At 53.3% G+C, this 13685-nt stretch carries 13 protein-coding genes; 6 read left to right on the top strand and 7 right to left on the bottom strand.

The window, feature by feature from the left end; translation table 11 throughout:
• Positions 1–33 precede the first annotated feature (33 nt).
• Positions 34–1110, top strand: coding sequence for a 23S rRNA (cytidine(2498)-2'-O)-methyltransferase RlmM (gene rlmM, locus WEB64_RS00520; RefSeq protein ID WP_368059362.1), 1077 nt, complete (start codon positions 34–36; stop codon positions 1108–1110).
• Here the strand turns inward: rlmM and WEB64_RS00515 are convergent, their stop codons facing one another.
• The gene (locus WEB64_RS00515) at positions 1111–1395 is read right to left on the bottom strand and encodes an antibiotic biosynthesis monooxygenase (RefSeq protein ID WP_368059360.1); all 285 of its coding nucleotides are present in this window, start codon (positions 1393–1395) and stop codon (positions 1111–1113) included.
• A gap of 122 nt (positions 1396–1517) precedes the next feature.
• Between WEB64_RS00515 and tusA the strand changes: the two genes are divergently transcribed.
• Positions 1518–1757: a sulfurtransferase TusA gene (gene tusA, locus WEB64_RS00510; RefSeq protein WP_368059358.1), complete on the top strand. Its 240-nt coding sequence runs from the start codon at positions 1518–1520 to the stop codon at positions 1755–1757.
• Positions 1758–1791: 34 nt separating this feature from the next.
• Here tusA and dsbD read toward each other — a convergent pair whose 3' ends face one another.
• Entirely contained in the window at positions 1792–3720 is a 1929-nt protein-coding gene (dsbD, locus tag WEB64_RS00505) for a protein-disulfide reductase DsbD (protein WP_368059356.1), read from the bottom strand.
• A gap of 160 nt (positions 3721–3880) precedes the next feature.
• Between dsbD and WEB64_RS00500 the strand changes: the two genes are divergently transcribed.
• From WEB64_RS00500 to pdxB, 3 genes are all read left to right on the top strand, one after another.
• Positions 3881–4453, top strand: a complete 573-nt coding sequence (locus tag WEB64_RS00500; protein ID WP_368059354.1) for an elongation factor P hydroxylase — start codon at positions 3881–3883, stop codon at positions 4451–4453.
• Positions 4454–4535: 82 nt separating this feature from the next.
• Complete coding sequence (locus WEB64_RS00495) at positions 4536–5801, top strand: DEAD/DEAH box helicase (protein ID WP_368059408.1); 1266 nt, start codon at positions 4536–4538, stop codon at positions 5799–5801.
• A 15-nt stretch (positions 5802–5816) separates the two neighbouring features.
• Positions 5817–6968, top strand: a complete 1152-nt coding sequence (gene pdxB, locus WEB64_RS00490) for a 4-phosphoerythronate dehydrogenase PdxB (RefSeq protein WP_368059352.1) — start codon at positions 5817–5819, stop codon at positions 6966–6968.
• A 9-nt stretch (positions 6969–6977) separates the two neighbouring features.
• On the opposite strand, the gene WEB64_RS00485 is transcribed toward pdxB, so the two are convergent.
• The 3 genes from WEB64_RS00485 to WEB64_RS00475 form a co-directional block, all read right to left on the bottom strand.
• Positions 6978–7160 (bottom strand): PA1571 family protein, encoded by a 183-nt coding sequence (locus WEB64_RS00485; protein ID WP_368059350.1) that lies wholly within the window; start codon positions 7158–7160, stop codon positions 6978–6980.
• A gap of 138 nt (positions 7161–7298) precedes the next feature.
• On the bottom strand, positions 7299–8186 hold the full coding sequence (gene htpX / locus WEB64_RS00480; RefSeq protein ID WP_368059348.1) for a protease HtpX: 888 nt from the start codon (positions 8184–8186) through the stop codon (positions 7299–7301).
• A gap of 129 nt (positions 8187–8315) precedes the next feature.
• Complete coding sequence (locus tag WEB64_RS00475; RefSeq protein ID WP_368059346.1) at positions 8316–9530, bottom strand: pyridoxal phosphate-dependent aminotransferase; 1215 nt, start codon at positions 9528–9530, stop codon at positions 8316–8318.
• 213 nt (positions 9531–9743) lie between these two features.
• Between WEB64_RS00475 and WEB64_RS00470 the strand changes: the two genes are divergently transcribed.
• The gene (locus WEB64_RS00470; protein ID WP_368059344.1) at positions 9744–10226 is read left to right on the top strand and encodes a glutathione peroxidase; all 483 of its coding nucleotides are present in this window, start codon (positions 9744–9746) and stop codon (positions 10224–10226) included.
• 67 nt (positions 10227–10293) lie between these two features.
• On the opposite strand, the gene WEB64_RS00465 is transcribed toward WEB64_RS00470, so the two are convergent.
• Both WEB64_RS00465 and WEB64_RS00460 read right to left on the bottom strand, forming a co-directional pair.
• The gene (locus WEB64_RS00465; RefSeq protein ID WP_368059342.1) at positions 10294–12630 is read right to left on the bottom strand and encodes an ATP-binding protein; all 2337 of its coding nucleotides are present in this window, start codon (positions 12628–12630) and stop codon (positions 10294–10296) included.
• A 60-nt stretch (positions 12631–12690) separates the two neighbouring features.
• A complete protein-coding gene (locus tag WEB64_RS00460; RefSeq protein ID WP_368059340.1) occupies positions 12691–13464 on the bottom strand; it encodes a hypothetical protein in 774 nt (257 codons plus the stop codon).
• Positions 13465–13685 lie beyond the last annotated feature (221 nt).

Raw genomic sequence — 13685 nt, 5'->3', positions numbered from 1 at the left:
TTAAACAGTTTCAAATTCTTCATCAGGTATCTTATGGATCAGATTATTGCGTTCTGCCGCCCGGGTTTCGAGTCCGAGGCGGGTCGTGAACTTACCGATGCAGCTGCTCTACTGGGTATTTTCGGTTACTTTCAGCCGCAGGCGGGTGGCGGAAGTATAAGATTTACCGTCAGTGGCAAGGAAGGCGCCGAAGATCTGATGAATCTTCTTCCGTTGGAACGTCTGGTCTTCTGTCGTGACTGGTTCCAGTTACTCACCGAGATTAATCTTCCTGATTCAGACCGTGTTGGAGCGGTCATCCATGCGTTGCGCGACGTTCAATCCCGCTTGACTGGCTGTGGCCGAGTCGAGACCCGTATCCCCGAGAGCAATCCGGATCATGATCTGGGTAATTTTGCTCGCAAGTGGACCTCGCCCCTCTCCAAAGGATTGCGGGGAGCGGGGATGCTGGGCGAGGCGTCTGCGAGTCCGGACCAAAACCGTCTTGAGATTTATCTGCCGGATTTTGCCACCGCTTTGGTTGGAATCAGTCGGGGTGGTAACCGGTCGCCGTTTGCCGGCGGCATCCCACGCCTGCGAGTGCCTTCAGCTGCGCCAAGCCGATCTGCAATGAAACTGGAAGAAGCCTGGAAAGTTTTTATTCCTGAAGAACGTACTCTCGAATTGCTGGGGGGTGGCAAGAAAGCGGTGGATCTGGGTGCAGCCCCCGGTGGTTGGACATGGCAACTGGTCAAGCACGGTATGCTGGTGACGGCTATTGATAACGGCCCAATGGATGCTGGCCTGATGGCCAGTGGACATGTTGAGCACATTGAAGCTGATGGTTTCCGGTGGCGGCCCCACCGTTCGGTTGACTGGATGGTATGCGATATCGTTGATCAGCCCAGGAAAACCGCCCGGCTGGCGGTTGACTGGTTCGCTAATCGGCTGTGTCGGTATAGCGTATTCAATCTCAAACTGCCCATGAAGAAACGATATGAAGAGTGGTTGCTCTGCAGGGAGACCATTAACGAGGGTCTGGCTGGCGCCGGGATTCAACATCGGCTGCAGGCCCGTCACCTCTACCATGACCGTGAGGAGATTACCTGCTTTATTGAGCGTTTGGATTGATCAGCTTTGTTTTAATACCGTGACCTTTTCTTCCTTATCCATCATCGGTAACAGGTTAGCCATCAGTTCCTTGCGTTCAGCAGAATGGTACCAACGATCCCAGTCGGCGGAAGAACGCCAGTTGCAGAGTGTGAGGCGGTGGTTCGGGTCGCTGGCGTCAACCAGGGTTTCTCCAGAGACAAAGCCTGTTGCGTCAATGGCTTGCCGAAGGACGGATCTGGAGCATTCTTCATAGGCGGACTCCAGAGAGACGGCAATGTGGCGTTCGATCAAAACCCGGATCATGTATTACCTCGTTTAGCGACATACGGTTTTAGTTTTCTATTTGATATCTATAAATAATAATTTAGCATGTGATTCGTGATTGGCACAGTTAATGCGCCGTCTTTAACTGCAGGAGAGATCTTTTGGAAGACCCGGACTTCGATCTTGAATTGGACGCCCGCGGCCTGATGTGCCCGGAGCCAGTGATGCTGCTGCATGGAAAAATGTCAGAGGTGGTCGAAGGCGGCATATTGAAAGTTACAGCGACGGATCCCTCTACCACTCGCGATGTGCCGCGCTTCTGCCAGTTCTTACAGCACGAGTTGGTGCTTGAAGCTCAACGGGGAAAAGAGTTCATTTTTTTTATCCGTCGGGGCGGCTGACCATCTCTCCTGGGGCAATCTGAACCGGGACACGCTAAAGATATTGCCTGGCCTCTCCGAGGTGGGCGAGGAACTCATCCCGATCCATTTCGCCGAGTATCCGGAGGTTCTGCGCTTCGTGACCTCCAGATTGATAGAACAGAATGGCCGGTGGCCCGAACAGTCCCAGCTCATCAAGAAACTGCTGCTGTTCGGGCGTGTTGTCTGTCATATCGATTTGCAGCAGGGTGATAGGGCCAAGGGCGCTTATGACCGCCGGATCGCTGAACACGTTTCTTTCCATGACCTTGCAGCTGATGCACCAGTCTGCATAGAAATCCAGCATGACAGGACGGCCCGCAGCTGCCGCATTATTGAGCTCCCGCTGAACATCCTGCGGGCTTTCGAGGCGGGTGAATTCTGCATGGGCAACCTGATCTGGTCCGAAAGCGTTTTGATTGGCCAGATAGGGGGCGAGCGGGCGTATAGGATCATTGGCACCGGAAATAGCGCCCGCCAACAATGCCAGCCCATAGACGAAAACCACCATGCCCAGACCTTTCCAGGTGCGCTGCCAACCCGGTTTCGCCGGATCAAACGCGCCGAGTTGCACGCCGGTAACGGCGGCCAGTAACCCCCAAAGCGTTAGAGCCACCCAGCCCGGTGCCATGCGCTCGATCAACCATATCGCCACAGCGAGTAGCATTACGCCGTAGAAGGCTTTGACGACATTCATCCAGGGCCCGGAAGCGGGTAAAAATTTCCGCCCTCCTACAGCCACCAGGATCAAGGGGATGCCCATGCCCAGGCCCAGCGCAAACAGGGCGATGCCCCCGGCGACAGCATCCTGGGTTGTGCTGATATAAAGAAGACTGCCCGCCAGCGGCGCGGACACGCAGGGCGATACTATCAGCGCAGATACTGCGCCAATCAGAAAGGTGCTGGCAACCCGCCCACTGGTCAGATTGCTGCTGGCTTCATTGAGCCGGTCCCGTAGAAACCGGGGCAACTGCAGGTCAAAAACATTAAACATTGCCAGCGAGAACAATACGAACAGGGCCGCGAACGCACTCAGCACCCAGGGAGACTGTAATTGCGCCTGCAAATTAAAGCTCGCGCCAAGCAGGCCGGTGATAACCCCGGCAGCGGCATAGGTCAGGGCCATGCCCAGCACATAGCTGAATGATAATAGCAGCGCATGAGCCGTGGTTTGGGTGTTGCGACTGGAAACCAGTGCAGAAATGATCGGCACCATCGGTAGGACGCACGGTGTAAAGGTCAGTCCGAGCCCCAGTGCCAAAAACACCAATGCGACCACAGCCAGGGATTGCTGAGCCAGAAAGCCGGCAAGCCCGCCGGCGGAACGGGTGTCCGAGGGAGCGGCGGGTGCTATAGATATAGAGCTGGTGTTGACGGTTCCGGACAATGGCGTATCAGTGATCGCGGAATCAGTGTTCCCCGAGCCGCCATAGTAGAGAACATCCCGGGTCTGAGGTGGGTAGCACAGGCCCGCATTCGCGCAGCCCTGATATGTGACCTCCAACTCTGCCTCGCGAATGCCGTCGGGTAAGGTAACGGCAACCCGGGCTTCTACCGGCTCATAGAAGACGGTGACATTGCCGAAGTACTCGTCTTCGGTTTCCGTGCCTGGCATCGAAAAGGTCGGGGTACCCAATACCACGCCATTGGTTTCGGAGCTAACAGACACTCTCTCTTTATACAGATAGTGTTCAGGGGCGATGTCCCACGACAAAACCACACCGTTCGGTTCGGTCGTAAAATCAAATGGCAGTGCTTCGTCCACAGGCAAGAAGCCGTCGTTCGGACCAGATGTCAGCCAGTTCGCCTGTGCAGGTAGCGATAGCACTGCAAAACACAGTGCCAGAGCAACAAGAACGAATAAATGGCGAGTGTCGCGCAAAAATCGAAACGGGTTTGCAATCCGGTGCGTGGAGGACAAGTCAGGTTGTTGCGTTGGTGGCATAGTTTCATCTGTTTGGTTACTTGTGCCCGAAGGCTCACGTTCTATCGCTTTTTACTAGCCTGCGGTCGGGCTTCAACGCAGATCAGCTAGCTTTGAGTGACCTGCTGAAATAAAGTTCCCACTGGTATTGAACGCGCTAAAGTCGCACAATAGCCAACGCATGAGCCACCATTCAAATGATCTTATCATGCTGTTCAACGAGCTGTTCCTGGAATCATACCAGACAGAATTGATCGGGGACGGCGATGAACCGGAATACATTCCTGCCGTTGGACCCGATGGTCCTGCCAGGATTGTATTCACGCGCGACTATTTCTCCAGCGCGCTTCACGAAATCAGCCACTGGTTTATCGCCGGTTCATCTCGCCGCTCGCTTCCCGACTACGGCTACTGGTACTGTCCCGACGGACGTACGAATGAACAGCAACAAGCGTTTGAGCAGGTGGAAATCAAACCACAGGCGCTTGAATGGTTGTTTTCAATAGCAGCCGGAAAAACCTTTCACCTCAGTACTGATAACCTGTCTGGGGGTGGGGCAGCAGACGCCACGGAATTTCGCCGCCAGGTGGTTAATCAGGCCGATGCCTACATTACGAGCGGTTTGCCAGTGAGGGCAGCATTTTTCCATAAGGTTCTGTTGAATTTCTACGGCACAACGCACCGGTTTTTAGACGATTGGAACGCACGGTGTGATGCCGAACCAGACTCGGTAGCCTGCAGCGTTACCGACTAAATGTGAACTGTCAGCCCATTCAAGGGCTGTGGAGATACACGTGCCATCAGACACAACCCGAACAAACGCTCAAAGACCCGAAGTGCCGGTCGTTGAGGGCAAAACACGCTTTGTTGACCTTGGTCTCGACCAGCGTTTACTCGATGCGATTACGGATATCGGTTTCGAATACTGCACGCCGATTCAGGCGGAAACCCTGCCTTTTACCATTGCTGGTAAGGATCTGATCGGTCAGGCCCAGACGGGCACAGGTAAAACCGCTGCCTTTCTGATCAACGGCATCCAGCGTATGCTGGAAAATCCTATTCCGGAGGCAGACCGGTTCGCATCCGAGCCGCGGGTACTGGCGCTGGCGCCGACCCGGGAGTTGGCGATGCAGATCGCCAAAGATGCTGAAGAACTCTGCGGCTATACCGGTCATAACGTTGTGACGGTCGTTGGAGGCATGAACTATGATAAGCAGCGGGATCAGTTGCAAAACGAAGTCGTGGACATTCTGGTTGCAACTCCGGGTCGCCTGATCGATTTTCTGGGTTCCCAGGATGTATTCCTTGACCAGCTTGACCTGCTCATTCTGGACGAAGCTGATCGCATGCTGGATATGGGTTTTATACCCGACGTCAAACGCATCATCCGTAAATGCACACCCAAGGAAGATCGTCAGACCTTGCTGTTTAGCGCTACCTTTAACCAGGATGTACTGAACCTTGCTTCCATGTGGACGCGCAATGCCGAGTTTGTTGAGATTGAACCTGAGCAAAAGACTGCAGAGCGGGTTCAGCAAACCGTTTATTTTGTCGGTGGTGATGAAAAGTTGACGGTGTTGGTCAACTGCCTGAAGAAAGACGGCGTGGAAAAAGCGCTGGTATTTGCCAACCGCCGTGACCAATGCCGGGATCTGGACGAAGACCTCCGCAATCAAGGTGTCAAGACCGCTCTGATGTCTGGTGAAATCCCCCAGAACAAGCGCCTTAAAACCCTCGACCAGTTTAAACGCGGGGATATTCAGGTTCTGGTTGCTACGGATGTGGCGGGGCGTGGTATCCATGTGGACGGAGTGACCCATGTCTTCAATTACAACCTGCCAGACAGTGCGGAAGATTATGTCCATCGTATCGGGCGCACCGGACGGGCGGGACAGAACGGCATATCCATCAGTTTTGCCAGCGAAGACGATGCATTCTCCCTGCCGGCTATCGAGCGTTACATCGGCCAGAAACTGACATCGAGTGTTCCCGAGGAAGATCTCATGCAACCGCTTGAACAGCCGGTCATAGCCCGGCGTCGGGGTGGTAACCGACGTCCCCCGGCCGCCCGCAATCAACGGCCGCGCCAGCGGCGAGCCTGAATCACGGGATTGAACATGTTAATCGTAGCTGATGAAAACATCCCGCTGCTGGATGCGTTTTTCGAGGATATTGGACAGATTCGCCGTGTATCCGGCCGTGATATGACCGCCGAAGATGTGCGGCACGCCGATATCCTGCTTGTCCGTTCGGTCAGCCGCGTCAACAGCGCATTACTGGAGGGCAGCCGCGTCAAGTTTGTCGGTACCGCCACCATCGGTACGGATCATGTCGACAGAGAATATCTGACAAGCCGGGGTATCACTTTTTGCTGCGCGCCGGGTTGCAATGCAAATAGTGTGGTGGAGTACGTTCTCAGCGTGCTGTCGCTTTGGGCCGAACGCACGGGCCGAGCCAATTGGGCCGCCCGTAGTGTAGGCATTGTGGGCGCCGGTAACGTAGGTGGCGCACTTTGGCGGACACTGGAAAGGCTCGGTTTCGATATCAAGGTATGCGACCCGTTCCGTGAGGCAGAAGAGACAGACTCAAATCTGTTTGTCGCTCTGGACGAAGCTCTTGCCTGTGATGTCGTGAGCATCCACACGCCGTTGACTCGTGATGGAGAGCATCCGACATTTCACATGATTGATGCTGCGAGGCTGGCACGTATGAACGCGGGTCAGTTGTTGATTAATAGTAGCCGGGGTGAAGTTATCGATGAAACAGCTCTGCGTGAACGCCTGCAGCAGCCCGATGCGCCAACAGTCGCTCTCGACGTGTGGGAGAACGAGCCGGGCATTAATCCCGAGACGGTAGCGCTCTCGTGGTTGGCGACGCCACATATTGCAGGCTACAGCCTGGAAGGGAAAGTGCAGGGTACCGAGATGATCTATCAGGCTCTATGTCGTTTTCTGGGACTGCCCGCACGCAAGCGTAGTGGTCAGTTTCTGCCGGAACCTGCGTTAGCCAAGATTGCCTTTACCAGTTCTGCGCAGGCACCGGACGCTTCCGGTACAGCCATTCGCGCATGCTACGACCCCAGACGCGATGATGCTCAATTACGAAGTACGATGACACTGGCTGTTGCTGAACGAGGCAGGGAATTCGACCGCCTTCGTCACGACTATCCGGTGCGGCGGGAATTTTCCAGTGTGAAAATTCAGCTTAAAGGTACCAGCCGGTCGCTTCAGGATGTCTTCAAAGGCTTGGGTTTCAGGCTGAAATTGTGACTTTCGGCATCAGGACGACGCCGAATTTTGCTCCGACGGATCATTGATGGGCTCGACCATGGCATCAAGGGACTGACGCACCATGGTATCGGTGATAGGTACTTCCCGACCATCAGAAAGAATGATCGCGGCGCCGTTCATCAAATCTTCTGACTGCTTTTCCTGCTGCATCATTTCCTTTTTCTCCGTCATAGTGTTCCTCCAAGGATTCGTCCCAGACTAAGCCGTAATTATGTCCGAAATATTACACGGGAAGCGAGCATCTGGAGTTATTTTGACAATTTATTTGATCGCTCGCCATCCTACCTTGAAATGATACGGCATTGGGGCTCACGCCAATGCCGAATTCTGCTTTAACGCTGCTATGCGTTTTTCCAGCGGAGGGTGGGTCATGAACAGCGCGCTCAGACCGCCTCGAGCCCCGCGGTTGATCCCAAACGCCTGTAAGCTTTCGGGCATCTCATCGGGTACTTCACTTTCCTGCTTCAGTCGTGCGAGGGCGTTGATCATGGCGCCCCGGCCAGCCAGTTGGGCACCTGCAATGTCGGCGCGGAACTCTCGGCGGCGAGAGAACCAGAACACAATGGTGCTGGCAAGAATACCCAACACGATTTCCGCCACAATGCTCACTACAAAAAAGCCGATGCCATGACCGCTTTCATTTTTGAACACGACCCGGTCCACAAATGACCCAATAACCCGTGAAGCAAAAATAACGAAGGTGTTGACCACCCCCTGAATGAGCGCGAGCGTTATCATATCGCCATTGGCCACGTGGCCGATCTCATGACCGAGTACTGCCTGTATCTCATCTTTGTTAAACCGTTGTAGCAGGCCTTCGCTGACGGCCACCAGAGCGTTGTTCTTGTTCCAGCCAGTCGCAAAGGCATTTGATTGCTTCGCCGGGAATATCGCAACCTCGGGCATGCCGATACCCGACTGTTTGGCCATCTGGGCGACGGTATCCACTAACCAACGCTCCGCAGGCGTGCGAGGGTTCTCGATGACCTTGGCCTTGGTACCCCACTTGGCCATTCGTTTGGATATCAGCAAAGATATAAAGGAGCCGGCGAAGCCGAAAATCCCCGCAAAAATTAAAAGCGACTCATAGTTGATACCGTTCTGAGTCAGGTAGCTGTCGACACCGAGTATACGCAGCGTAAAACTGGCCACCAGAATGACAGCAAGGTTGGTTGCCAGAAACAAAAGTATTCTCATGGACTGAGACCTCGAAATTCAATCGGAATGATGACACATACACCGCTATCAGGCTCAACACTTCACTAACGCGACAGCTGTATCCTTGTAGAACTCTTCGATATGAATATCTGCCATTTGCGTTTGGGCCTACTGCTGATAGGTTGACAGAAAGTGCGCCAGACGCTTTATGGCATCTTCCAGCGCGTCCTCTCTTGGGAGGAAAACCACCCTTAAATGCTGTTTATCATCGATATTGAAGGCAGACCCCTGAACCAGCAATATCTTTTCCTGCACCAGAAGATCAAGTACCAGACGCTCGTCATTCTGGATCGGAAACCGCTTCGGATCGAGATGGGGGAACAGGTAGAGCGCGCCCTTGGGCTTCACACAACTGACACCGGGGATATCATTAAGCAGGGACCAGGCGGTTTCCCTTTGCTCATACAAGCGCCCGCCGGGGGCTACGAGGTCATTGATCGACTGATAACCGCCAAGTGCTGTCTGGATGGCGAGCTGCGCCGGGACGTTGGCACACAGTCGCATGGAGGCGAGCATGTCGATACCTTCAATCAGGTCTCGGGCTTTGTGTTTGGCGCCACTGATAATCATCCAGCCCGAGCGGTAACCTGCAGCCCGGTAATTCTTGGACAAGCCGTTGTAGGTGAAGAACAATACGTCGTCGGCGAGGGAAGCGGTAGAAACGTGTTCTACACCGTCGTAGAGTATCTTGTCGTAGATTTCATCGGACAACACAATCAGGTTGTGCTGGCGCGCGAGCTCGATAATCTGTTCCAACAATTCCGTAGAGTAGACGGCTCCGGTCGGATTGTTCGGGTTGATCAACACAATGGCCCGGGTACGGGAGGTCAGTTTACTCCTGATGTCGTCAATATCCGGGTACCAGTCCTGCTTCTCGTCGCAACGATAGTGCACCGGTTTGCCGCTTGAGAGCGTGACTGCTGCAGTCCACAAGGGATAGTCCGGTGCCGGTATAAGAACTTCGTCCCCGGTGTTCAGCAGCGCCTGCATGGACATCACGATCATTTCGCTGACACCGTTCCCGAGATAGATGTCATCAATATCCACTTTCTCGATACCCCGCTGCTGGCAATAATGCATCACGGCCTTGCGGGCGGAGAACAAACCCTTGGATTCCACATACCCCTGGGCGGCGGGCATGTTATAGATCACGTCCTGCTGGATTTCTTCAGGTACATCCAGGTCAAATGCGGCCGGATTGCCAATATTGAGTTTGAGAACCCGGTGGCCTTCTTCTTCCAGACGACGTGCCTCGCGCAGAACCACGCCACGTATTTCGTAACACACGTTATCGAGCTTGGCGGACTTCTTGTAGTTCTGCATAAACGGACACTTCCTGAGTCTGAGGGCTAAACCGGTATTCTAGCGGAGCATGAGGCGCCGGTAACAGGTCAATCGTGATGAATTGTGATGAAAAATGGCACGAATTCCATGGATTTACCAGCTACAGGTTGATGACCTGCTCGCGTAAGGTGCAAAACAATTGTGTGAATAGATTGGGAACAATTTAATTTTGTGAAATTGAAGGAGCTCAGCATGGCATGCAGCCTGTATGACATTAAAGTTCAGGACATTGGTGGTGATCAACATTCTTTGGCTGACTACCAGGGCCAGGTGCTGCTGATTGTCAACACCGCTAGCAAGTGTGGCTTCACCCCCCAGTTTGAAGGTTTGCAGTCACTTTACTCGGAGTTGAAAGATAAAGGTTTTAATGTGTTGGGCTTTCCATGCAACCAGTTCCTTAATCAGGACCCTGATGATAATGACGCGATCAGCCAGTTCTGCAGTCTGAATTATGGCGTCGACTTTCCGATGTTTGCCAAGATCGAAGTGAACGGACCGAACGCGCATCCGCTCTATGAAATGCTGAAGTCTGAAGCGAAGGGCCTGCTAGGCTCCGAAAAGATCAAATGGAATTTCACCAAATTTCTGGTTAACCGGGAAGGGCAGGTAGTGAAACGCTACCCGCCAACCGCCAAGCCTGAGTCGATCCGCAGCGATATTGAAAAATTGCTTTGAGCCATGACTGACATCGACGTGCTGGCACTCGATAACCAGCTCTGTCGGGGGCAAGAAGACGAGCGGTCTACTCCTTCTCAGACTCCGTCCAACGCTCAATGATCAGCTTTAGTCCCTGTTTGTCATAGGGCTTGGTGATGTAATCGTTCATTCCTGCCGCGAGGCAATCGTCTTTGTCACCCTGCATAACGTTAGCCGTTACGGCGATGATGGGAAGGCGCTGCCATTCAGGATTCTGACGGATGTTCCGAGTGGCTTCATATCCATCCATGATCGGCATCTGGCAGTCCATCAGCACCATATCGTAATGCCCGTTGGACAATGCAGCGATTGCTCGTTCACCGTTCTCGGCCAAATCCACCGTATGGCCAAGTTTTTTAAGAATACCGCTGGCAACAATCTGGTTAACCCGGTTGTCCTCAACCAGTAACAGATGAAGATGCCGACCGGCAGCCTCTTCGTCACCTTTGGGGGGCGCAATCAATGGTATCGATTCGATGCCACCGCCTGCGCGATAAAGCTTCCGGTGTAGCTCCAGTCGCCCCAGCGGCAGCGGGAGAGCTTGCCAGCTTTGACGAACGGGCAGATGGCTACGTTGCTCAAGTACGATAACCTGGCCCGCCCTCCATTGGTCGGCGATATCGAAGGCGCCTGGCGCTGCCAGATCTATAATCAATACTGCTTGATAATTCGGGTCCAGTTCGGTCTCCGCGCCATCGTCGATATTGTGTAGCGGCAGATTCCAGGCTTGTAATTGTCGCTCTATCGGTAATCGGTGAGGGTTATCGTGGGGGATAGCCAGGTAAACGCCATGAGCCTTCAGCCTATCGGGGAACTCAAACACTGATATTTCTGACGAACGGACTGGCAGGGGTAGCAAAACGGTGAAATGGGTACCCTGTTTTTCCGCTGACTCCACCATGATCTGGCCATGCATCCGCTCAACCAGTTGCCGACACAATGTCAGGCCCAGTCCGGTGCCTCCATAGCGGCGTGTTGTGTCAGACCCCGCTTGAGAAAAGGGTGCGAAAATGCGCCGAAGTCCGTCATCGGACATGCCAATACCGGTATCAATAATGTCGAGCCGTACATTGCCGCCGGTCTGGGTAACTCCAACCCTGACTTCCCCTGCATCGGTGAATTTGATGGCGTTGCCAAGCAGGTTATTTATGATTTGCCGGGTGCGGGTCGGGTCACCGATAAAACTGTCAGGCAGGCTGGGTTCAATATCAGCTACGAGTTCGATGCCTTTTCGCAGAGATTGTTGTGCGTGAAGGGTCGCACACTCCTCCACCAGACCCCGCAAATCGAAAGGGATGGTTTCAAGATTGAGTTTGCCCGCCTCTACTTTGGAAATATCGAGAATATCGTTGAGTAGCCCTAGCAGGCTTTGCCCTGCGTTTTGCGCGATTTCGAGCCGGTTTCGCTGGCTGGCCTCCAGTTTGCCCTCCAGTGACAGGCTCAACATGCCGAGTACGCCATTAAGCGGGGTGCGGATTTCATGGCTCATACTGGCCAGGAAATTGGCCCGGGAACGGGCTCTTCGCACGGCGTCTTCCTTGGCCCGAATCAACGCTCGGTTGCCCCGCTGTAAGGCTTCGTTTTTATCGGATATCTCGCGAGTACGGTCGTCGACCTTTTTCTCAAGCTTGCCGGAGTAGTTCTTCATTTCGCTTTCGGCGGCACGGAGTTGGTCGAGGCTAGAGTCTATGGTGTCCAGATGTCGGTTAATGATGCCCACCATCTGACCTATTTCGTCTTCTTCATGCTTGTAGGGTACTGGCAGGCGGACTTTTTCCGGAGTCTTCGGCTCTACCTCACTCAGGGTTTCGATAACCCGCAGCATGGGTTTGGTGAGTAAAAAGTAAAAAACGATTAACAGCATGATGGAGAGCGCGAGACTTTTAACGAAGCCACTGATAATGGTGTAGCCCGCCCGACTCAGGAACTCAGTACCATAGTGATAAGTATCGATGGTGATGGCCAGGTTGCCGAGCGGTATCTCAGCCAACTGGGGCACACGAAGATCCGTGGAATAAAATTGGCTGGGCTCAAAGAGCAGGTCGCTGAGCCAGCGATAGCGCGATTCCGGGCTGCTGCGGCTGGCGGCCGCAAGAGTTCTGTCTTCAGAATCAACAATTCGGGCATCAACAATGGCCGGATGTTTAATCAGCCCGTTGAGCAACTCCTCTGCAAGGCGGGCGTCGATGTTGTAGGCAATCTGGGACGCCGGGCTGTGACTGATTTCCATCAGAGCCAGGATCTCGTTACTCATGTTCTCCCGGGCGTTAACATAGTCCAGCGTGACCTGGACAATATTGAGCGCAAAGCCTAACAGCATAGCCAGTAGCACAGTGTTGCGCGTGAGGCGAAACGAAAGGCGCTTGTTGAATGCGGTTGTCAAAACCTGTTACGTCCCTGTTTATCGAGCTCAAATAAAGATGAGCGAGTCATTATGCGGCTACTATTCGTCGTAATCCGCCTTCTTTTTCCATTCATCGTCATGTAGGAAGCTATCCCACTCTTTATCCATACGGTGTTGCTTGTCAGATGAGTCACCTGTGGAACCATCGGCCATTTGGGCTTCCAATTCCTTGATACGGGTCCGGAAACTCTTTACCGCCTTGAGTGCCAACGGGTTATCGCTCGATTTACTTAGCTCGGTACTTGCCATGTGATAGGCATGTATTGCTTTGCGAAGCTGGTTCTGGCGAATGAATTCACGAGCCTGGAATACATGGAGATCAGCGTGAGTTTTATGGACGAGAAACAACACGTATTTCAGGTTCTTTTTCGCTACCGCACTATCGATTCGGCGATTTTTATGAAGGGATTCAATAAGTTTGAATAAGCTCTGCAATAATTCCTTAACATAGGCGGATTTCTCTGCAGAGTCGATTTTGAGTGGAGCACGTTGGTCTTCCCCTTCGACAACTTTCTGTTTCATCTGTCGGGCTTCATTCAACCACTGGGCGGCCGGAAGCTGGGTTTTGAAGCTTGCGAGCTCACTGCATATCTCCTCCAGACGGGTCAGGAGCAGTAGTTTGAGATCCGCTGTCAGGTACTGGCCGGGAATTTCATTAAGCAGCCGATTAGTGCGGTTATAACTGTCTTCCAGGGCCGTTACTTTTCGAGCACGCTCCAGCTTCGCTCGCTCCCGCATCTGGCTCAGGACAATGAGGCCTACGGAGGCGAGCACAATAACAGCGAAAAATATAACAATTGTTGTTGTATCCATGCAGTCTGACACTACCTTTGCGATGGGTTAGCCTTGTTCGCCGCCTTGTGAAAGTGCGTTCACATGAAGGCAGGCAAGTATCCGAAAGGTTAGCAGAAATTCCTCATATAATCCGTTATCAGATGTAAACGGCCAGTACCTGCTCGGGACTCCCATTATTTTGGCATCGCACTGTTTCAGGCTCTTTGTATCAGTCATTTTTATTGCTAGTCTGACAGGCA

Source organism: Marinobacter sp. (genome assembly GCF_040882185.1).
Lineage (GTDB): Bacteria > Pseudomonadota > Gammaproteobacteria > Pseudomonadales > Oleiphilaceae > Marinobacter.
Note: the sequence above shows the minus strand (reverse complement) of the source record. Positions and strands in the feature narration are given on the sequence as shown.